This is a genomic window from Cupriavidus sp. 86D6, from assembly GCF_057815095.1.
Genome location: NZ_JBYPSB010000015.1, coordinates 52,438 through 72,228, shown reverse-complemented (window position 1 = coordinate 72,228; position 19,791 = coordinate 52,438). Strand labels below are relative to the sequence as shown.

15 protein-coding genes and 1 pseudogene are annotated in these 19,791 nt (G+C 66.7%); 8 read left to right on the top strand and 8 right to left on the bottom strand.

Annotation, left to right across the window (positions count from 1 at the left end; all coding sequences use genetic code 11):
• Nucleotide 1: 1 nt before the first annotated feature.
• Together AC3G88_RS24430 and AC3G88_RS24425 are read right to left on the bottom strand one after the other, a co-directional pair.
• Nucleotides 2–1,603 (bottom strand): MDR family MFS transporter, encoded by a 1,602-nt coding sequence (locus AC3G88_RS24430; RefSeq protein WP_488773918.1) that lies wholly within the window; start codon nucleotides 1,601–1,603, stop codon nucleotides 2–4.
• The gene (locus AC3G88_RS24425) at nucleotides 1,596–2,744 is read right to left on the bottom strand and encodes an HlyD family secretion protein (RefSeq protein WP_488773917.1); all 1,149 of its coding nucleotides are present in this window, start codon (nucleotides 2,742–2,744) and stop codon (nucleotides 1,596–1,598) included. The genes AC3G88_RS24430 and AC3G88_RS24425 overlap by 8 nt, the downstream gene beginning before the upstream one ends.
• Before the next feature lie 114 nt (nucleotides 2,745–2,858).
• Here AC3G88_RS24425 and AC3G88_RS24420 point away from each other — a divergent pair, with 114 nt between their 5' ends.
• Nucleotides 2,859–3,575, top strand: coding sequence for a CerR family C-terminal domain-containing protein (locus tag AC3G88_RS24420; protein WP_488773916.1), 717 nt, complete (start codon nucleotides 2,859–2,861; stop codon nucleotides 3,573–3,575).
• Nucleotides 3,576–3,969: 394 nt separating this feature from the next.
• Nucleotides 3,970–4,389: a copper resistance protein CopQ gene (locus tag AC3G88_RS24415; RefSeq protein WP_400396217.1), complete on the top strand. Its 420-nt coding sequence runs from the start codon at nucleotides 3,970–3,972 to the stop codon at nucleotides 4,387–4,389.
• 190 nt (nucleotides 4,390–4,579) lie between these two features.
• Here the strand turns inward: AC3G88_RS24415 and AC3G88_RS24410 are convergent, their stop codons facing one another.
• Complete coding sequence (locus AC3G88_RS24410) at nucleotides 4,580–8,896, bottom strand: response regulator (RefSeq protein ID WP_488773915.1); 4,317 nt, start codon at nucleotides 8,894–8,896, stop codon at nucleotides 4,580–4,582.
• 180 nt (nucleotides 8,897–9,076) lie between these two features.
• Here AC3G88_RS24410 and AC3G88_RS24405 point away from each other — a divergent pair, with 180 nt between their 5' ends.
• Together AC3G88_RS24405 and AC3G88_RS24400 are read left to right on the top strand one after the other, a co-directional pair.
• Nucleotides 9,077–9,538, top strand: coding sequence for an ion channel (locus AC3G88_RS24405; RefSeq protein WP_488773914.1), 462 nt, complete (start codon nucleotides 9,077–9,079; stop codon nucleotides 9,536–9,538).
• Between the two features lie 333 nt (nucleotides 9,539–9,871).
• Nucleotides 9,872–10,663: a MipA/OmpV family protein gene (locus AC3G88_RS24400; protein ID WP_488773983.1), complete on the top strand. Its 792-nt coding sequence runs from the start codon at nucleotides 9,872–9,874 to the stop codon at nucleotides 10,661–10,663.
• 18 nt (nucleotides 10,664–10,681) lie between these two features.
• On the opposite strand, the gene AC3G88_RS24395 is transcribed toward AC3G88_RS24400, so the two are convergent.
• The gene (locus tag AC3G88_RS24395) at nucleotides 10,682–11,347 is read right to left on the bottom strand and encodes an alpha/beta hydrolase (RefSeq protein WP_153946972.1); all 666 of its coding nucleotides are present in this window, start codon (nucleotides 11,345–11,347) and stop codon (nucleotides 10,682–10,684) included.
• Nucleotides 11,348–11,484: 137 nt separating this feature from the next.
• The gene (locus AC3G88_RS24390) at nucleotides 11,485–11,796 is read right to left on the bottom strand and encodes a hypothetical protein (RefSeq protein WP_153946971.1); all 312 of its coding nucleotides are present in this window, start codon (nucleotides 11,794–11,796) and stop codon (nucleotides 11,485–11,487) included.
• A gap of 247 nt (nucleotides 11,797–12,043) precedes the next feature.
• On the opposite strand from AC3G88_RS24390, the gene AC3G88_RS24385 reads away from it, so the two are divergent.
• Nucleotides 12,044–13,216, top strand: coding sequence for a diguanylate cyclase domain-containing protein (locus AC3G88_RS24385; RefSeq protein ID WP_488773913.1), 1,173 nt, complete (start codon nucleotides 12,044–12,046; stop codon nucleotides 13,214–13,216).
• Here the strand turns inward: AC3G88_RS24385 and AC3G88_RS24380 are convergent.
• The gene (locus tag AC3G88_RS24380; RefSeq protein ID WP_488773912.1) at nucleotides 13,186–13,359 is read right to left on the bottom strand and encodes a hypothetical protein; all 174 of its coding nucleotides are present in this window, start codon (nucleotides 13,357–13,359) and stop codon (nucleotides 13,186–13,188) included. The two genes, AC3G88_RS24385 and AC3G88_RS24380, sit on opposite strands and share 31 nt — an antisense overlap.
• 338 nt (nucleotides 13,360–13,697) lie before the next feature.
• Between AC3G88_RS24380 and AC3G88_RS24375 the strand changes: the two genes are divergently transcribed.
• Both AC3G88_RS24375 and AC3G88_RS24370 read left to right on the top strand, forming a co-directional pair.
• Nucleotides 13,698–15,143, top strand: a complete 1,446-nt coding sequence (locus AC3G88_RS24375; RefSeq protein ID WP_488773911.1) for a catalase — start codon at nucleotides 13,698–13,700, stop codon at nucleotides 15,141–15,143.
• A 122-nt stretch (nucleotides 15,144–15,265) separates the two neighbouring features.
• Entirely contained in the window at nucleotides 15,266–15,757 is a 492-nt protein-coding gene (locus AC3G88_RS24370) for an ankyrin repeat domain-containing protein (protein ID WP_400393579.1), read from the top strand.
• A gap of 15 nt (nucleotides 15,758–15,772) precedes the next feature.
• Here AC3G88_RS24370 and AC3G88_RS24365 read toward each other — a convergent pair whose 3' ends face one another.
• The gene (locus AC3G88_RS24365; RefSeq protein ID WP_488773910.1) at nucleotides 15,773–16,531 is read right to left on the bottom strand and encodes an SDR family oxidoreductase; all 759 of its coding nucleotides are present in this window, start codon (nucleotides 16,529–16,531) and stop codon (nucleotides 15,773–15,775) included.
• Nucleotides 16,532–16,769: 238 nt separating this feature from the next.
• Here AC3G88_RS24365 and AC3G88_RS24360 point away from each other — a divergent pair, with 238 nt between their 5' ends.
• Nucleotides 16,770–18,239, top strand: a complete 1,470-nt coding sequence (locus AC3G88_RS24360) for an MFS transporter (RefSeq protein WP_488773909.1) — start codon at nucleotides 16,770–16,772, stop codon at nucleotides 18,237–18,239.
• A gap of 65 nt (nucleotides 18,240–18,304) precedes the next feature.
• Here AC3G88_RS24360 and ilvA read toward each other — a convergent pair.
• Nucleotides 18,305–19,390, bottom strand: a pseudogene (gene ilvA / locus AC3G88_RS24355) (threonine ammonia-lyase, biosynthetic); the annotation flags it as partial.
• Nucleotides 19,391–19,791: the final 401 nt, after the last annotated feature.

The following is a 19,791-nucleotide window of genomic DNA, read 5'->3' as shown; positions in this document are numbered from 1 at the left end:
ATCAATGACCGGAGGAAACAGGCGCGCCCGGGCGGGGCGGCTTGAGCAGCAGGGCCAGCGGCACGCAGCACAGCAGCGCGATGCCAAGGGCAAAGAAGGTTTCGGAGAACGTCATCACGGCGGCCTGCCGCGCGATCTCGCCACTGAGCTGGGCCGCGGCCTGGAGTTGCGCATGGGCGAAGTCGCCGCCCTGGGCCACGAACCCGGCGATGGTCGACGTCATATGGTCCTGGCCGATGCTGCTGTTGGCCGTGACCGATTCGCGGATGACCGAGTCGTGATAGGCATTGCGGCGGTCGATCAGCGTGCCCAGCAAGGCCAGGCCAATCGACCCGCCCAGGTTGCGCGCCATGTTGTAGAGCCCGGCGGCGTCGCCGGCCTCGTGGGTGGCCACGGCCGCCATCGACGCCTGGTTCAGCGGCATCATCGCCAGGATCTGGCCAAAGCCGCGCAGGATCTGCGACACGGTGAAGTCGTGACCGACGCTGTCCACGGTCAGGCCGATATCGAGCATGCAGCTGGCAAAGAAGCACACCAGCCCGCTGATCACCAGCCAGCGGCTGTCGAACTTGCCCAGGATGCGCGGCAGCACCGGCATCAGCAGGAACGCCGGCAGCCCCGACAGCAGCATGATGCCGCCAGCCTGCTCGGCGTTGTAGCCGGCAATCAGCGACAGGAACTGCGGCAACAGGTACGACACGCCGTACAGGCCCGCGCCCACCGTGGTCACGATCAGAATCACGCTGGCGTAGTTCTTGTTCAGCAGCAGCCGCAGCCGCACGATGGGCTGCTTCGCCGTGAACTGGCTGACCAGCATCATCGTCAGCCCGACGGCCGACAGCATCGACAGGTAGACGATGAACTGCGACTCGAACCACTGCTCGCGCTGGCCCTCTTCCAGCACCACGGTCAGCGAACTGAGCCCGATGGTCAGGCCGACGATGCCCAGCCAGTCGGCCTTGAAGAACGCCTCCACGTTGGCGCGCTCGGCCTTCAGGCCGAAATACAGCAGCGGCACCAGCACGGCCGTGATCGGCACGTTCAGGAAGAAGCACCAGCGCCAGTTGATGTTCTCGGCCAGCCAGCCGCCCACCACCGGGCCCAGCAAGGGCCCCAGCAGCACGATCAGGCCGAACATCGACATGCCGATGGGCATCTGGTGGCGCGGCAGGCGGGTGCGCACGATGGTCTGCGCGGTCGGGATCATTGCGCCGCCGGCCAGGCCCTGCCCGATGCGGCCGATGACCATCTGCGGCAGGCTGTGCGACATGCCGCACACCATCGAAAACGCCGTGAACAGCAGCGCGTTCCACATCAGGAAGCGGCGCAGGCCGAACACCCGCGTAAGCCATGCGGTCAGCGGGATGATCACGATTTCGGCCATCAGATAGCCGGTGGACACCCACGTGCCCTCGGTGCCCGCCGCGCCGATCTGCCCCTGGATCTGCGGCAGCGCCGAGTTGGTGATCGAAATGTCCAGCGTGGCCAGCAGCGCGCCGAGCGAACCGGCGGCCACGGCGATCCAGTCGGCCGCCGTGGCGTTCGGCTGCGGCGCGGCCACGGGTGCCGGGGACGCCTGGCCTGGCGTCATGGCATCAGCCATGGCTGGCGCCAGCGGCCGGCGCCCGCACCTGCGCGGGATTCAGCTCGCGGGTATCGACATCGACCGTCACCGACAGACCCGGCACCAGCACCGGCCGCGCCGCGTTTGGCACGTCCACGTGAATGCGCACCGGCACGCGCTGGACGATTTTGGTGAAGTTGCCGGTGGCGTTCTGCGCCGGCAGCAGCGCGAACTGCGAGCCGGTGCCCGGCGACAGGCTGTCGATCACGCCATGCAGGGCTTCGCCCGACAACGCATCGACATGCAGCGACACGGGCTGGCCCGCGCGCATGCGGCCGACCTGCGTTTCCTTGAAGTTGGCGGTCAGATAGAGGTCTTGCACCGGCACCACGGTCAGCAGCCGCGTGCCGGGCTGGGCGAACTGGCCCACGCGCACGCCCTTGTCGGCCACGCGTCCGGCCGTGGTGGCGCGCACGGTGGTGTCTTCCAGATCGAGCTTCGACTTGCGCGCACTGGCCTCGGCCACTTCCAGCTGGGCACGCGCCTGTTGCAGGCGGGTCTGCAGCGTCACGATCTGGCTCTGCTCCACCTTCAGCGCGGCCTCATTGGCGGCCAGCGTGGTCGATGCGCGCGTCTGCGCGTTGCGCAGTTCGGCGGTGCGCTCCTCGGTTTCGGCCCCGGTCCTGACCAGCGGCGCGTAGCGTTCGACCTGCGATGCCGCGTAACGCGCGTTGGCACGGGCACCATCCACTTCGGCGGCAGCCTGGGCGATGCGGGCCTTCTGCTGCTGCAGGTCGGCATCGGCGCGCGCCACATCGGCCTGGCGCGACGCCACGGTGGCCTGCGCCTCGTCGAACGCCGCCTGGTACTGGCGGTTGTCTAGCCGCACCAGCGCCTGCCCGGCCACCACCTGCTGGTTGTCGCGTACATAGACTTCGGCCACGTAGCCGCTGACCTTGGGCGCCACGGTCACGCTGTCGGCCTGGATATAGGCGTCGTCGGTACTTTCAATGAAACGGCCATAGAGCCACCAGCGTACGCCGATGACCAGGGCGATCAACACCAGCGCGCCGCCAATGCCGATCAGCACGGTGCGGCGGCGGCTGGCGCGCGAGCCTGGGTTATGTTGCGACGCAACATCCACCGGCATGGCCGGCGCTTGGGAAGAGGGGACTGACATGGGGCGGAATGGGGCGGGGGCGGCAAGAGTCGGGAATGCTGCGCAATTATTCCACTCGGAATAAATCTGTCAACTGATATATTTCAGCCTGTTCACTCGGGGAGACAAGTCGACATGGCGCGACACAGGCCAGCGGCCGAAGGCGGCTACCAGCGCGGGGAAGAAACCCGCGCACGGATCATTGAAGCGGCGATGCGGCTGTTCGCCGCGCACGGCTTCGACGGCGCATCGACGCGCGATATTGCGCGCGAGGCCAACGTCAACGCGCCAGCCCTGCAGTACTACTTCGACAACAAGGAAGGCGTGTACCTGGCCTGCATCGAGTATTTTGTCGAGCGCGCCTGGGCCATGCTGCAGGACGTAGTGGCAGCGGCCGAAGGCTTGCTTGCCCGCCCCGACGTGGCCGATGCCGACGTGATCGACGCCTACCTGGCGTTGCAGTCACGCTTTGCGAACTTCCTGTATGAATGCCCCGAGACCGACCACTGGCGCCAGTTCATGGCCCGTGAGCGGGCCGGGATGGGGCCGCCGACGGCCTTCGAACGCATCGATGCCGGCATCAACCGGCGGATTTTTTCCCTGACCTCCGCGCTGATCGGCCGATTGACCGGCCAGCCGGCCACCGACGAAACCACGCGCATCCGCACCGTGGCGATCGATAGCCAGATCGCCGCCTTCAAGATCATGCGGCGTCACGTGCTGCGTGCCCTGGAATGGGACGGCTTTGGCGAGCCCGAAACACGCCAGGTGCACGATGTGTTGCAGGAACACACGCGCATCCTGCTCCTGGGGCTGGTCGCATTGCGGGATCAGACCCCTTCGAGAAATTAGAGCAAACACTCTAATCGAGAAGGAAAGACCGATAGAGATCGATCTTTCCTCTTGAAATTCAACGGCTTATTCCGCCACCACGCACTGCCCGTCACGTCGTAGTGATCCATATTTCGGACTTCTACGATTGTGCTTTGCAAAAACCCCTTGCTTATCTATCTAGTAGTAGATAATATTCAAGCCATGGACGACGCCTCGCAGCAAGAAGCAGACAGCCAGGCACCTTCCAAGCAACACCAGGCAGTGAATCAGCACCGGAGACGGTTCTTTTTTTAGCCGATCAAATCTACCTACCAGTAGATAGCAAAAGAAGACACCGCCGACATCGCCACAGTTATCCGGCCTGCGCGAATCCACGACGTGATCGCCCGGCCACCCAGCAAGGAGAGCCACCATGAATGCCAAGACCATCGTTACCGCCGCCGCCCTCGCAGCCGCTTTCGTGACCGGTGCCGTGCAAGCCGCCCCCGCCGCCCAGAAGGCCGGCGAAGTCTACGGCTACACCTACCGCGTGCAGGATCAACGCAGCGCATTCACCGACGGCGCCCGCCAGGGCAAGTTCGACCCGTTCACCGAAGGCGCACGCGTTGGCAAGGCTGACCCGTTCACCGACGGTGCCAAGGTCGGCAAGGCCGATCCGTACACCGACGGCGCACGCATCGTCGCAGGCCTGGACCGCGTTGGCGTGTCGGCCAGCCCGGCCCGCAAGGTTGACCCGTACTACGACGGCGCCCGCAGCGTGAACCAGCCGCGCAACCCGTTCTATGACGGTGCCCGCGCCCGCGACATCTACACCGACGGCGCCAACGCCTGATCCCCGCCCGATGCAGGCGGCCCACCAGTTGTAGCCGGAGCCCCGACGGGTTCCGGCACTCTCTCCACGGAGCCCATCATGTCTTTCCGCAACAGCGCCCTGATCCTGGGCGGATGGCTGGCACTGAGTGCCGCCAGCGGTGCCGCGGCGGCACTCGTCGCCTCGGCCCTCTGAACCGCCCCAGCAAGTGTTACCCGCCCTCCGGGCGGGCTTGCAGTACGTTGATGAAATCGGTCAACGCATACGGCTTGCGCAGCATGACCGCGTTCGGCAACGCGTCGCGCTGCGCGGGCGTCAGCACCACTTCGTAGCCGCTCACGAAGATCACCCGCAGCGCCGGCAACAGCCGGCAGGCATGGATCGCCAGGTCCACGCCCGACACGCCGCCCAGCCCCACATCCGTCAGCAGGACATCGATATCGTCGCCGCCCAGCGCGACCATGGCCTCGGCGTCGTTGCGCGCCTCGATCACGTCGATGCCGAGCGTGCGCATCAGTTCCGCCGTACTGGCCCGCAGCAGATCGTCATCCTCGACAAAGACCACGCGCTGGGGGCGCGGCACTTCGATGCCCACGCCGTCCGGGACGGCCGCCGCCTGCGCCGGCGCGCCATCCACCAGCAATGCTGGCGCCGCGTCCACTGGCGCCAGCTTCGCGCCGCCGCTCACCAGCATCTGCCGCACCTTGCGCGCCAAGGCCTCGTGCGTGTATGGCTTGCTCAGCAGTTCGATGCCGGCATCGAGCCGGCCGGTATGCACGATGGCGTTATCCGTATAGCCGGACGTGAACAGTACCGCGATGCCCGGCAGCCGCTCGCGCACCTTGCGTGCCATCTCCGGGCTGCGCAGCGGCCCCGGCATGACCACGTCGCTGAACAGCAGGTCGATCGGCACGCCGCTTTCGACGATAGCCAGCGCGCTCATCGCGTCGCGCGCCTTCAGCACGCGGTAGCCGAGCCCTGACAGCATCTCGACCACCGTCGCCCGGACATCCTCGTCGTCTTCCACCACCAGCACGGTTTCGGTGCCCCCGCCGGCCGGCCCGCTGTCGATCTCGACTTCCAGGTCTTCCGGCTCGTCGGCACGCGGCAGGTAGAGCCGCACCGTGGTGCCCACGCCCACCTCGCTATAGATCTTCACATGGCCGCCCGACTGCCGCACGAAGCCATACACCATGCTCAGGCCCAGGCCCGTGCCCTGGCCTTCGGGCTTGGTCGTGAAGAACGGCTCGAACACCTGCTCCTGGATCTCGGGCGGCATGCCCGCGCCGGTATCGGTCACGGCCAGCATCACGTACTGGCCCGGCGCCACGTCGGCATTGCGGCGCGCGTAGGCGTCATCGATCGACGCATTGCCGGCTTCCACCGTCAGGCAGCCATGGCCATTCATGGCGTCACGCGCGTTGATCGCCAGGTTCAGCAGCGCGTTTTCCACCTGGAACGGATCGATCAGCGTATTCCACAAACCTGCCCCGATCACCGTTTCGATCTCGACGCCATCGCCCAGCGCCCGCCGCAGCATGTCGTCCAGGCCGCGCACGAAGCGCCCCAGGTTGACCACCTTCGGCGCCAGCGGCTGGCGGCGGCCGAATGCCAGCAGTTGCGACGCCAGCTTGGCGCCGCGCGCCACGCCGGCCAGCGCATTGCGTACGCGCGCCTCCGAGCGATCATCGCCCGCCACGTCGCGCGACAGCAGGTGCAGGTTGCCGCCGATCACCTGCAGCAGGTTGTTGAAGTCGTGGGCCACGCCGCCGGTCAGCTTGCCAATGGCCTCCATCTTCTGCGCCATGCGCAGCGCCTCGTCGGCATGCCGCAGCGCCTGCGCCGCCGCCTTGTCACCGGTCACGTCGCGGCCCACGCCATGGATGCGGCCGTTCGCAGGATCGATCGACAGCCGCCAGGCCATCCACCGTTCGGCCCCATCGGCACCGAGCATCCGGCATTCGTAGCGCACCGGCACGCCTTCCCGCCGCAGGGCGAGCATCTGTTCGGTCACCGGCACCAGGTCTTCGGGATGCACCAGCACCATGCACGAGCGGCCGATCACCACGCTCGCCGCATGGCCCAGCACCCGCTCCCATGACGGACTGACGCGCTCCAGCATGCCGTCCGCGCCAATCACCATCAGCAGGTCTTCGCTCAGTTCCCAGAGCCGGTCGCGGTCGGCCACGGTCTCGCCCACGCGCCGTTCGAGCGACGCGTTCATGTCCTGCAATTCGCGCTGGGCCTGCCGGCGCAGTTGCGACAGCCGCAGGTTGCTGGCCACGCGCGCCAGCAGTTCGCGCGCGTTGAACGGCTTGATCAGGTAGTCGTCCGCGCCCGACGCCAGGCCGCTGACACGCGCCTCCTCGCCCGCGCGGGCCGACAGCAGCAGTACCGGCGTCTGGCGCAGCGCCGCGTCATCGCGTACGCCGCGCAACAGCCCGAAGCCATCGAGCCGGGGCATCATCACGTCGGAGACGATCAGGTCCGGCGCGATGCGCCGCGCCATCTCCAGCGCCTGCTGGCCGTCCGCCGCCACATGCACCTGATGCCCCGCCGACTGCAGGATGCGATGCATGTAGTGGCGCAGGTCGGCATTGTCGTCCGCCACCACCAGCCGGCCGCGCACCTCGGCGCCTTGCGGGCCCGGTCCGGACATGTGCTCGACCATCAGCGGCGCCGGCACATCGTCGGCGCCCGGCACCCAGCGCCGGGCGACATCGACGTAGGCCAGCGCCCGCGCGCTGGTGGCCGCCGGAATGGGCGCCGGCTCCGCCACCACGGCCTCCCGCGGCAGCGTCACGCAGAAGCACGAGCCCTTGCCAGGGGTACTCTGCACATCGATCCGTCCGCCGTGCAGCCGCACCAGTTCCTGGACCATGGCCAGGCCGATGCCGCTGCCTTCGATGGACCGCCCGACCGCGCCCTCCACCCTGTGGAACCGCTCGAACAGACGCGGCAGCTCTTCGGCGGCAATGCCGATACCGGTGTCGCTGACGCACAGCGCCACCTCGCCGGTATCGAGCCGCTCCAGCTTCACCGCGATCTCGCCCGTGTAGGTGTACTTGAACGCGTTCGACAGCAGGTTGAGCACCACCGATTCCCACATCTCGCGATCCACCGCCACGGCCGCGGGCAGCGGCGCGCAGTCGACCTCCAGGCGCATGCCGGCCGAATCCACCGCCGAGCGGAACAGCGATGCCAGGTCGGCCGTGAAGGCGGGCAGGTCGGTCGGCTGCGCAGACATCTGCACGCGCCCGGCCTCGATCCGCGAGAAATCCAGCAGCCCGTTCACCAGCTTCAGCAGCCGCTGGCCATTGCGATGGGCGACCTCCGCCAGCGCACGATCCCCATCGGCCACGCCGTCGCGATGGAGCATTTCTTCGAGCGGCCCCAGCATCAGGGTCAGCGGCGTACGGAACTCGTGGCTGATATTGGAAAAGAACGTGGTCTTGGCGCGGTCGATTTCGGCCAGCGCCTCGGCGCGTTGCCGTTCTTCCTCATAGGCATTCGCATAGCTGATGGCCTGGCTGATCTGTCCGACCACCAGGTCCAGGAACGCCCGATAACGCTCACCGAACAGTCGGCAAGGGTTAAGCCCGACCACCAGCACGCCGCTGGGCACGCTTTCGCCCGACAGCTGCACCGGCAACACCACGGCCGCGCGCGGCGCCATGTGCCAGGCGCCGCCGGGCAAGGGCGCGGCAAAGCGGCTGGCAAGGTCGTCAACGTGTACCGCCACGCCCCTGCGTATCGCCTCGCCGGCAGGCCAGGCTGCCAGCGGATCGGCGGCGTCCAGGCTCTGCGGCGCGGCCGGATGGTCCCCGGCGATGCCGGCGCTGGCCGCGAGCGCCAGCGTCTGCTCGCCGCGCCCGCCCATGTACAGCAGCGCGAACGGAATGTCCCAGCGGTTCACGTGTAGCGCCGCGAAGGCCAGCCGGCTGGCATCGATGCCGCTGCGTGCGTTGGTGGCCGACGCCGCCAGCTCCCGCAGCAGTTTCAGTTGCCGCTCGGCCACCACGCGCTCGGTGTCCTCGCTGTTGGCGCAGATGATGCCCCCGGTGCCGCCGTGGTCGTCTGGCACCGGGCTGTACGAGAACGTGTAGTACGTTTCCTCGGGATACCCGTTGCGCTCCATGATCAGCAGCTTCTGCTCGACGAAGGTGCCTTCCGTGCCCGCCATGGCCGTGGCCAGCAGGGGGCCGATTTCCGGCCAGATCTCATGCCAGACCTCGGCCGTCGGCCGGCCCAGCGCCACCGGGTGCCTGCCGCCGATGATCGCCTTGTACGGGTCGTTGTAGAAGAAGAGGAGATCCGCGCCCCAGCCAATCCAGATGGGCTGGCGCGACGTCAGCATGATGCGTATGGCGGTCTTCAGGCTCTGCGGCCATTGTGCGGGCGGCCCCAGCGGCGTGGTGTTCCAGGGGAACTGGCGGATCAGCGCCGCCATCTCGCCGGCACCGGCCAGGAACCCAGGCCCCCCTCCATCGAAATCTGTCGACGGCACGCTGCCGTCCGCTTTGGTCATTCCAGTTTCTCCCCCGTTCCCACCGGTCCGTGCCCGCCCGCCACCCCGAACTTCTCCGGCGCATCTGGCAGCCGGAAACCCGCCTTGTATCCGTTGGCCCGCGCCCGGCATCGCGGCCGATCCATTTACACGGGGCGAGCCGCCGTATAGTCTGGCCTTCTCTCACGCGCCATGTCGGCCATGGATGACACGCCACTCCAGTTCCTGATTGCCATCGCGCTCACCGGCGTCCTGACCGTGCTCAGCGTGGGCATCCACTACGAGGCGCTGCGGCTGATCTCGGAATTCCATCCCAAACGGCTCAGCGGCAAGCTCAATATCGGCGCGGTGATCGTGCTGATCATCGTGACGCATTGCATCGAGGCCATGGTGTTCAGCGCCGGTTATTGGCTCGGTACCGACGTGCTGAACATCGGCAAATTGACCGGCATGCGCCAACATGGTGCCATCGCCTATATCTATTTCTCGCTGGAAACGTTCACGACACAGAGTATTGGCGATATCTTCCCGGTTGGGCCCTTGCGGCTGCTGGCTTCGGTGCAACCGCTGGTGGGCCTGATCCTGATCGGATGGTCGACTTCGTTCACGTTTCTGATCATGCGTCGCGACTGGCGCGGCGACGAGCTGGACGTCAACGACTAGGCGCGCGCATTGCCCCTGCTGCATGGTAGGCGCCATCGGCTGACGCCGAAATCGGCGTCCTTCCTACACGGTTGTGGGATTGCGGGAAGTTACCGGCGGCAGTGTCCGGTGAAAAGATAAGTTGCCGTCATCCAGACGGCCCGTTGTCCCGTTAGATGTCGATTCCGCCCCGGCCCCGGGGTAACAAGAAGACCGGAGAATCAAGTGTCGATCATCCCGGATAGCCAGCCGTCGTGGCGCGTCCCGTTTCCCCCCCTGCCGTCCCTGGCTGTCCGCCACCCCTTGCGCCATTGGCCGATCCTTGCGCTGCTCATCGTCCTGGCCCTGCTGTGGATGCCCCGCGCCCAGGCCCAGACCCCGGCGCCGCTGGCCGAATGGCAGTATTCCGTGGGGGTTCCGCTGGAAAAGCTGTTCGAGGGAGAGCCCGAGAAATGGGAAGTGCGCGTCGGCGCCGCCGCCAGCGTCCGGCCGTATTACGAGGGCACCACCAACTACTTCGTGCTGGCCGGCCCGGTCATCGACATCCGCTACCGCGACCTGGCGTTCCTGTCCACCGGCGAAGGCCTGGGCTGGAACATCATCCACACCAACAACCTGCGCGCCGGCATCGCCCTGACCTACGATTTCGGGCGCCGCGAGAAGCACGACCATGACCATCTGGGCGGGCTGGGCAATATCGGCATGGCGGCGGAGACGAAGCTGTTTGCCGAATACGTGGTGTCGAAGGAATTCCCGCTGGTGATCCGCGCCAACGTGCGGCGCCAGTTCGGCGGCGCCAACGGCGTGATCGGTGACATCGGCGCCTACATGCCGCTGCCGGGCAGCAACGAGAACTTCTTCTGGTTCGCGGGCCCCACCATGACCTTTGCCGACTCCGCCTACATGAGCCGCTGGTACGGCGTCACGGCCGAGCAGTCGGCGCGATCGGGCCTGCCGCAGCACCACGCCGGCGCGGGCATCAAGTCCTACGGCGGCGGCATCTCGGCCATGTGGTTCTTCAGCAAGCACTGGTTCACCACGGCCGACGTGGGCGTGTCCGCGCTGGTGGGCGATGCCCGCAACAGCCCGGTGACGTCGCGCTCCACCAGCTGGACTGGCGATATTTCGATCAATTACCAGTTCTGACCCCGCCGGCCGTGGCCGTCAGGCTTGCGGCCGACTCAGGTATTCATCCACTACCTGGCGCAGCCCCGGCAGCTTGCCGGTAAAGAAATGGCCTGCCCCCGGCAGCACCACCACCGGCAGTTCCTGAGGCCGCGCCCAGTTGAAGACATTGGCCAGCGGCACGCGCTCGTCGCGCTCGCCGTGCACGATCAGTGCGTGGGCCGCCACGGCGGGCGTGTCATAGGACAGCGTTTCAGACAGCGCGCCCGCCGGCATGCCGGTCAGGATCAGGTGGGCAACCGGCTCGCCGTCGGCCGCCAGCTGCGCGGCGGCGCGGGCCTGGATAAAGCCGCCGAACGAGAAACCGGCCAGCGCGAGCGGCAGATCCGGATGTTCGGCCCGCAAGTGGCGGATCACGGCCAGCACATCGTCGGTCTCGCCATTGCCATCGTCGTACTGGCCCTCGCTTTGCCCCACCCCACGGTAGTTCGGCCGCAGCGTCAGGAAGCCATGCGCCTGCAGCACGCGGGCCAGCAGTTGCGGAATCTTGTGCTCGGCGGTTCCACCCTGGCTGGGGTGCGGATGCGCGACCACGGCAATCCCCCGTGGCGCGCCGTCGGGGGTATCGGCCAGGACTTCAAGTTGCCCGGCGGGGCCGGCGATGAACAGGCGGGAAGAGGCGGCGGTGGTGAATGACGATGACATGAAAGACGGTGACAGGCTGGATGTGGGCATGCCCGCGATGCAAGCGGACGCTTGTGCAGGCGCAGCATACCCGCGGCCAGACCTGGCCGGCAACGTCCGGTGCCGGTGGGCTGCGCGGGCCAGCCCCGTGGCCAGCCTCAATGCGGATGATCCGCCCGGATGACCGACGCGATTTCCTGGCGCCGCACGCTGACCACATCGTCCAGTTCCAGCCCCTCGGCCACCACCAGCATTTCGGCGCCGCGATTGATGGCATAGATCACGCCGTACCACAGGTCTGGCCCCGCCACGGCGTTCAGGCGGACATTGAACTCGGTCTCCAGGTCCTGGCTAAAGACGGTCACCAGATCGCCGACCTCGGGCATGGCGGCCTCCTCCGCCAGCGGATATTCCCGGGCCGCCACGGTCAGTGGCGTCTGCGCAATGCCGCGCGCAAACCTCGCTTGCATCGTCGTCTCCTGCTGGTTGTTTTCCCTGTAAGGATATAAGCGCGGTCCGAAAAGGCACGGTAAACCTGCCACGGGGTGGCGAATACACGCCGCATGAGGCACTTTCGCTGGTGCAACGATATCGTCACATTGCGATGCACATTGGACTTCGCACGCTTCGGCCGGCGCCCGCGGACGCACAACCCCGCTCAAGTACCCCCTGCCAGGTGCATGCGGCGTAACGTCGGTCTGGCAAAATGCCTGGGCAATGACCCAACGCTATTCCCCAATGTTCCTGCCGGGCCAGGTCTACAGCGCGCCGCGCTGGGGATTCACGCGCTGGCTGGCGGAGCCGGGCCGGGACGTGCCAGCCGAAATCCGCGACGCACTGGTCGGCAGCCTGTTCGGCACGCTGTCGATCTTTTTCGGCGGCATTCTCAATACGCTGATGGTGGCCACGGTCATCACGCTCCATCTGCGCCGCCCCGAATTTCTGGTCTGGCTCGGGCTTGAAGTGGCCATCTGCCTGTCGCGCGTGACCGTGCTGTGGCTGGCCCGCCGCGCCTCGCGCGCAGGGCGCCCCACCCCTACCGACTGGCACATGTGCCTGACGCTGGCCTGGGCCGCCAGCGTCGGCCTGGGCGCGTACCTGAGCGTCGTCAGCGGCGACTGGCTCAGCGCGGCCATGGCATGCCTGTCGGCGGCGGCCATGTGTGGCGGCATCTGCTTCCGCAACTACGGCACACCGCGCATGACCGCCCTGATGATCCTGCTGAGCCTGGGCCCGATCTGCGCGGGCGCGCTGGTGGCCCACGAACCGCTGTTCCTGCTGACGCTGCTGCAACTGCCGGTCTATGTCATCAGCATGACCAGCGCATCGTTTCGCATGAATGCGATGGTGGTGGCCACCATGCGGTCCGAGCGCGAAAACGCCCACCGGGCCCGCCACGATTCCCTGACCGGCCTGTTGAACCGGTCCAGCCTGCTTGCCGAAATCCGCGAGGCCAGCGCGCATCGCATGGCGGCGGGCCGATACCTGACGCTGCTCTATATGGATCTGGACGGCTTCAAGCCGGTCAATGACTCGTTCGGCCACGGCAGCGGCGACGAATTGCTGGTGCGGGTCGGCGAGCGCCTGCGTGGCGCGGTGCCGGGCCGGGGCCTGGTCTACCGCATTGGCGGCGACGAATTCGTCATCGTGCTACGCAACGAAAGCACGCAGAGCGTGCAGACGCTGGCGCAGGACCTGCTGCGCGAAGTGAGCGCGCCCTATCTGCTTTCCACAGGCCACCAGGCCCGGCTCGGCGTCAGCATCGGCATTGCCCACGTTCGCCCCGAAGGCCTGACCGCCGACGACATCCTGCATCTGGCCGACCGTGCGCTGTACCGGGCCAAGGCCCAGGGCAAGGGTCAGTTCCAGTTCGCCACGTCCGACGACTGAAGGGCATCGTCCTCTTGGCTGCCGCGCGCGGGCCATCGGCGCGATACGCGGGACGACAGCCGGTACTGGCATGCGAACAGCGCGATCAACGCCGCCAGGGCGATCACCGCGATCCCGATCCGATAGGCCATCCACATCGTCATGGCAAGCTCCCTGGCTGTCTGATTACGCCTTCAGCCTAAGGATTTCGCTGTCCAGTTACTGAAAAGATCGAACTCGGCAATATCAAATTCGCGTCAAAAGGGTGGGCCGTGCTTGAACCCAAGCATGCCGTCCATAGCAAAACTCTTAATTCAGTAACCCAAAAGTCTGATGGCCTATCGCAGTCATTGATCAATACGATATGACTTGTCTTAGCCCATCTGCGATAGTTAAATCGACTTCCGCCGGTGCTTCGCGCCATCGGTGTCAGCCTGCTAGTCAGACCCACAAACGTCCAGGCCAGGCCCACGAGGCCCGGCCGTCTGCATCAAGGAATCCCATGAACAAGCTCACGACCGCTTTCGGCGCGCCCGTCGTCGACAACAACAACATCCAGACCGCCGGCCCGCGTGGCCCGGCCCTGCTCCAGGATGTCTGGTTCCTGGAAAAGCTCGCCCACTTCGACCGCGAAGTCATTCCCGAGCGTCGCATGCACGCCAAGGGCTCGGGCGCCTACGGCACCTTCACCGTCACGCACGACATCACCCAGTACACGCGCGCCAACCTGTTTTCGGAGATCGGCAAGAAGACCGAACTCTTCATGCGTTTCTCGTCGGTGGCCGGCGAGCGCGGCGCGGCCGATGCCGAGCGCGATATTCGCGGCTTCGCCATCAAGTTCTATACCGAGGAAGGCAACTGGGATCTGGTGGGCAACAACACGCCGGTCTTCTTCCTGCGCGATCCGCTCAAGTTCCCCGACCTGAACCACGCCGTGAAGCGCGATCCGCGCACGGGCATGCGTAGCGCCGAGAACAACTGGGATTTCTGGACCAGCCTGCCCGAGTCGTTCCATCAGGTCACCATCACCATGAGCGACCGGGGCATTCCGCGTAGCTGGCGCCATATGCACGGCTTTGGCAGCCATGCGTACAGCTTCATTAGCAAGGACATGCAGCGCCACTGGGTGAAGTTCCACTTCGTGACCCAGCAGGGCATCCAGAACCTGACCGACGCCGAGGCGGCGGAAGTCACCGGCCGCGACCGCGAATACCATCAGCGCGACCTGTACGAAGCCATCGAGCGCGGCGACTTTCCGCGCTGGAAGCTGTTCGTGCAGATCATGCCCGAGGCCGACGCCAGCAAGTATCGCCACAACCCGTTCGACCTGACCAAGATCTGGTCCAAGAAGGACTATCCGCTGATCGAAGTGGGCGTGCTGGAGTTGAACCGCAATCCGGAGAACCATTTCGCCGAGGTGGAACAGGCCGCGTTCGCGCCGTCGACGATCGTCCCGGGCATCGGCTTCTCGCCGGACAAGATGCTGCATGGCCGCCTGTTCTCGTACGGCGACGCCGAGCGTTACCGCCTGGGCGTGAACCACCACCTGATTCCGGTGAACGCGCCGAAGGCCGCCCGGTACGTCAACAGCTATCACCGCGACGGCCGTGGCCGCACCGACGGCAACGCAGGCGGCACCATTGCCTACGAGCCGAACACCCGTGGCGAGTGGACCGAGCAGCCCGACTTCCGTGAGCCGCCGCTGTCGGTGGAAGGCGCCGCCGACCACTGGAATCACCGCGTGGACGACGACTACTTCTCGCAGGCGGGCGACCTGTTCCGCCTGATGTCGCCGGCGCAGCAGCAGGCGCTGTTCGACAATACCGCCCGCGCCATCCAGGGCGTGTCCAAGCCGGTGCAGCAGCGCCATATCCTGCATTGCACGCAGGCTGACCCCGCCTACGGTGCCGGTGTCGCGGCGGCGATCGAGAAGATCGAAGCAAAATAAGCGCCCTCGGTGTTTGCCTCTCCCGCCACGGGAGAGGCCCCCTGGGCAGAGGGCGGGCGTGTCCCGCCCTCTCCACGAAAGCAAGACGAGCGCATCAAATGGACCAGACCCAAGCCCCCACCATGACCGCCGATGAAGAAGCCCGCATGATCGCTGCGCTGGGCCAGGTGTTCGACCTGGCACGCAATGGCGAGGCGGCCGCGCTGGCGGCGCTGATCGAACGCGGCATGCCGCCGAACCTGCGCAACGAAAAAGGCGACAGCCTGGTGATGCTGGCCGCCTATCACGGTCATGCCGATGCGCTCCGCACGCTGCTGGCCGCCGGCGCGTCGCCGGATACACGCAATGCGATGGGACAGACGCCGATTGCCGGTGCCGCGTACAAGGGCTACCGGGAGATCATCGGCATCCTGCTGGAACACGGCGCGGACGTCGAAGGCGCTTCGCCCGACGGCCGCACGGCGCTGATGGTTGCGGCGATGTTCCAGCGTACGGAAATCGTCGAACTGCTCACGCAACACGGCGCCAATCCCGAAGCGCGCGACGCGCGCGGCATGACGGCGGCCGACGCCGCCGCGTTCATGGCCGGCCGCACGGGCCGGCCGGCACACTGATCGGCCGATCCGCGCTCAGCCGCGCCCGACAAACGGCATCTTCGTCGCCATCACGGTCATGAATTGCACGTTGGCGTCGAGCGGCAGGTTGGCCATGTGCAGCACCGAACTGGCAATATGGGCCACGTCCATCAGCGGTTCCGGACGAATTTCGCCATTGGCCTGCGGCACGCCGCGCGCCATACGGTTGGCCATGTCGGTGCCGGCGTTGCCGATGTCGATCTGGCCGCAGGCAATGTCATAGGCACGGCCATCGAGCGACAGGCTCTTGGTCAGCCCCGTGATGGCGTGCTTGGTGGCGGTATAGGGCACCGTGTTCGGACGCGGCGCATGGGCCGAGATCGACCCGTTGTTGATGATCCGGCCGCCGCGCGGGTCCTGCGCCTTCATCAGCGCGAACGCGCCGCGCGCGCACAGGAAGGCGCCGGTCAGGTTGGTATCGAGCACCGCCTTCCACTGTTCGAATGACAGCGCGTCGATGCTGATCGCCGGCGCATTGACGCCCGCGTTGTTGAACAGCACATCAAGACGACCGAAGCGTTCGCTCACTTTCGCGTACAACGCATCGACCGAAGCCGGGTTGCTGACATCGCACTGCACGGCCAGCGCCGTCTGCCCGGCCGCCGCGGCCTGTTCGGCCAGGGCTTCCAGCGTTTCGGCGGTGCGTCCCGCCAGCACTACCTGATAGCCGTCGGCCAGCATGGCCTGCGCCACCGCCTTGCCGATGCCGCGCGCGGCGCCCGTGACCAATGCGACCTTTGCCTGCTGTGTCATACCCGGAGTCTCCGTTTCTGAGTGGATGGTGCAAGTCCTGACGAGGCAGTCATCGTACAACACAGGCTGCTACACCGGAGCGTTCCGCCGACGATTTACTGGCCACGGCAAGCGAAGTTCTAAAGATATAACAACAATGCATTTGGGCTGGCCGGGCGGTTGTCGTACGATTCGCGCTGACTGGGCGGGTGCCGGGAGGCGCTCGCCTTCCTTTTCCAGCGCCCTCGTACTCCTACAAATGTCAGTCGATCTCGCCCTGTCGCCCGCCGGCGCCCAGGCTTCCGCCCAGACGGCCGCGCCGTCCCGGGCCGTTATCCGTTCCGCCGCCGATGTGGCACGGCTCGTCAACGATGGCGGCGCCGCCGTCAGCAACGCCCGCATCGTCGTAGCCATCGCGCTGGGCGGCATCTTCCTGGACGCCTATGACCTGGGCGCCCTGGCCTTCGGCCTGAAGGACGTCACCCGGGAATTCGGGCTGACGCCAGCCGGCACCGGCATGGTGGCGTCCGCCATCACGTTTGGTGCGATTGTCGGCGCATTCCTGGGCGGCTATCTCACCGACCGTATCGGCCGCTACCGTGTGTTCATGGCCGACATGCTCTGCTTCGTGATCGCCGCCATCGCCTGCGCGCTGGCACCGAACGAATACGTGCTGGCCGGTGCCCGCTTCGTGATGGGCCTTGGCGTCGGTATCGACCTGCCCGTGGCCATGGCTTTCCTGGCCGAATTCTCCAGGCTCAAGGGACGCGGCAACAAGGCCGCCCGGGTGGCGATGTGGTGCCCCACCTGGTATGCGGCGATCTGCGTCTCGTACCTGCTGGTGCTGGGCTGCTACGCGATCCTGCCGGCATCGCACAGCGGCCTGCTGTGGCGCATCATCCTTGGCTTCGGCGCCGTGCCGGCGCTGATCATCATCGCCGTGCGCAGCCGCTACATGAGCGAATCGCCGGTGTGGGCCGCCAACCAGGGCGACCTGGAAGGCGCCGCCAGGATCCTGCGGAAATCGTACGGCATTGACGCCGAGGTAGCGCCCGATGCCGTGGTGGCGCCGCCCAAGCGTCCGGCGTCGTGGCGCAACTATGGCCTGCTGCTCAAGGGCGTCTATGCGCGCCGCACCGTGCTGGCCACGATCATGTCGATTGCATCGTCGTTTGCCTATAACGCGGTCGCCTTTGGCCTGCCGGTGATCATCGCCAGCTTCCTGGCGCAGACCATGCTGACCACCATCCTGGTGTCGCTGGCGCTGAACCTGCTGTTTGCCTTCGTCGGCGGCCTGATCGGTGTGCATCTGGTGCCCAGGACCGGCGCCTGGAAACTGACCATCACCGGCTACGCGTTCCAGTTGGCCGCACTGGTGGGCCTGGCACTGGTGGGCAAACCTGCCGGGGGCGCGGAAGTGGTCATCGCCATCTCGTTCCTGGCGCTGTTCCTGCTGGGCCAGGGCTTTGGCCCGGGCGCGCATACCATGACCTATGCGTCGCTGAGCTACCCGACGTCGCTGCGTGGCGTGGGCGTGGGCTTCAACCAGACGCTGATGCGCGCCAGCTCCACCGCGTCGCTGTTCCTGTTCCCGGTGCTGGCCGCCGCCCTGTCCACCAAGGTGTTCTGGGTCATCGCCCTCGCGCCGCTGGCCGGCCTGCTGGCCCTGCTGGCGATCCGCTGGGAACCGGCCAACTACGACGTGGATGCCGAGGACTTCCAGTCCTGATCGGGTCGCCAGCCGGCTCCCAGGCAACCCGGGCCGCCGGCTGGCGTGTACCGTTAGCGGGCAGCGGCCTCCACGGCCTCGGCCCGCTCCGCCACAATGCGCAGGCGGTCGAAATTCATGTTCGCCCCCGACGTGATGGCCACCAGCGCCTGCCGCGCATCCTGCGGCAGACCCGCCGCATACTGCTTCAGCCCCGCTAGTGCCAGCGCACCGGCCGGTTCCACCAGGCTCCGGGTGTCCTGGAAGATGTCCTTGATGGCCGCGCACAGCGAGTCCGTATCCACCGTGAGCACGCCGTCGAGCAGATGCCGGCATAGCCGGAAGGTCTCTTCCCCCACGCGCTTGACCGCCGTGCCATCGGAAAACAGCCCCACCGAATCCAGCGTCACGCGCTCGCCGGCCGCCAGCGAACGGGCCATCGCGCACGAATCCTCGGTCTGCACGCCGATGACCTGTACCTCGGGGCGCACCGCCTTGACATAGGCCGCCACGCCAGCCGCCAGGCTGCCCCCGCCGATCGGCACGAACACGGCATCGAGCGCCCCGCGATGCTGGCGCAGGATCTCCATGCCCACCGTGCCCTGACCGGCGATCACGTCAGGATCGTCAAAGGCCGGGATGAAAGTCAGCGCCTGCTCACGCCGCAGGGCCATCGCATGGTCATAGGCTTCGGAATAGGATTCGCCCGCCTGCACCACTTCCACCATCTCGCCGCCATGGGCGCGTACGGCATCGACCTTGACCTGGGGCGCGGTCTGCGGCACCACGATGACCGCCCGCACGCCAAGCCGCGCCGCCGACAGCGCCACCCCCTGGGCATGGTTGCCGGCCGACGCCGTGATCACGCCGCGCGCCAGCGCCTCGGCCGGCAGGCCGGCCATCTTGTTGTAGGCGCCACGCACCTTGAACGAGAACACGGGCTGATGATCCTCGCGCTTGAGCCAGACCTGGTGTCCCAGGCGCGCCGACAGTGCCGGCGCCAGGTCAAGCGGCGTTTCGCGCGCCACGTCGTACACGCGGGCGGTCAGGATCCGTCTCAGGTAGTCATCTGCATCGAACGCATCGGCATCTGCGTGCACAAGCCCGCAAGCTGCGCCGGGGGCGGCGTGCCGGGTGGTGGCGGGGACGGCGGAAACCGGGGATTGCGGCATGGAACGCTCCTGTCTGGATAGGGGGGTCCCCCAGGAGGCGGCCACAAAAAACCCGCCTCGTTGGGCGGGTTGTTGTTGTCTGTTCCGGACGCGCGCTAACCCACCATTCGAGGAATGGTGCGAATAATCGCGATGAAGTTCAGGCCGAAACAGGTCATGGCGTCGAGTGTCACGGATTTATGCACATTGTGTCAATCCCGGCGATGTTCGGCTGCGCGGCGCCCCCGGCCGCCTGTTGCGGCCGCGCCGATTCCCGAAATCCGTTTCCCCATGCGGGGTTCAGGCGGACGCAAGCTCGTATTAGAATCGCCGTTGTCGTCACGTCCGGCCCCGTTGAAGCCAGAGGTCATGTTCCGGGTTGGATATCCGCCCCGGACTGGTTTTGTTCCACGGGCAGCCGG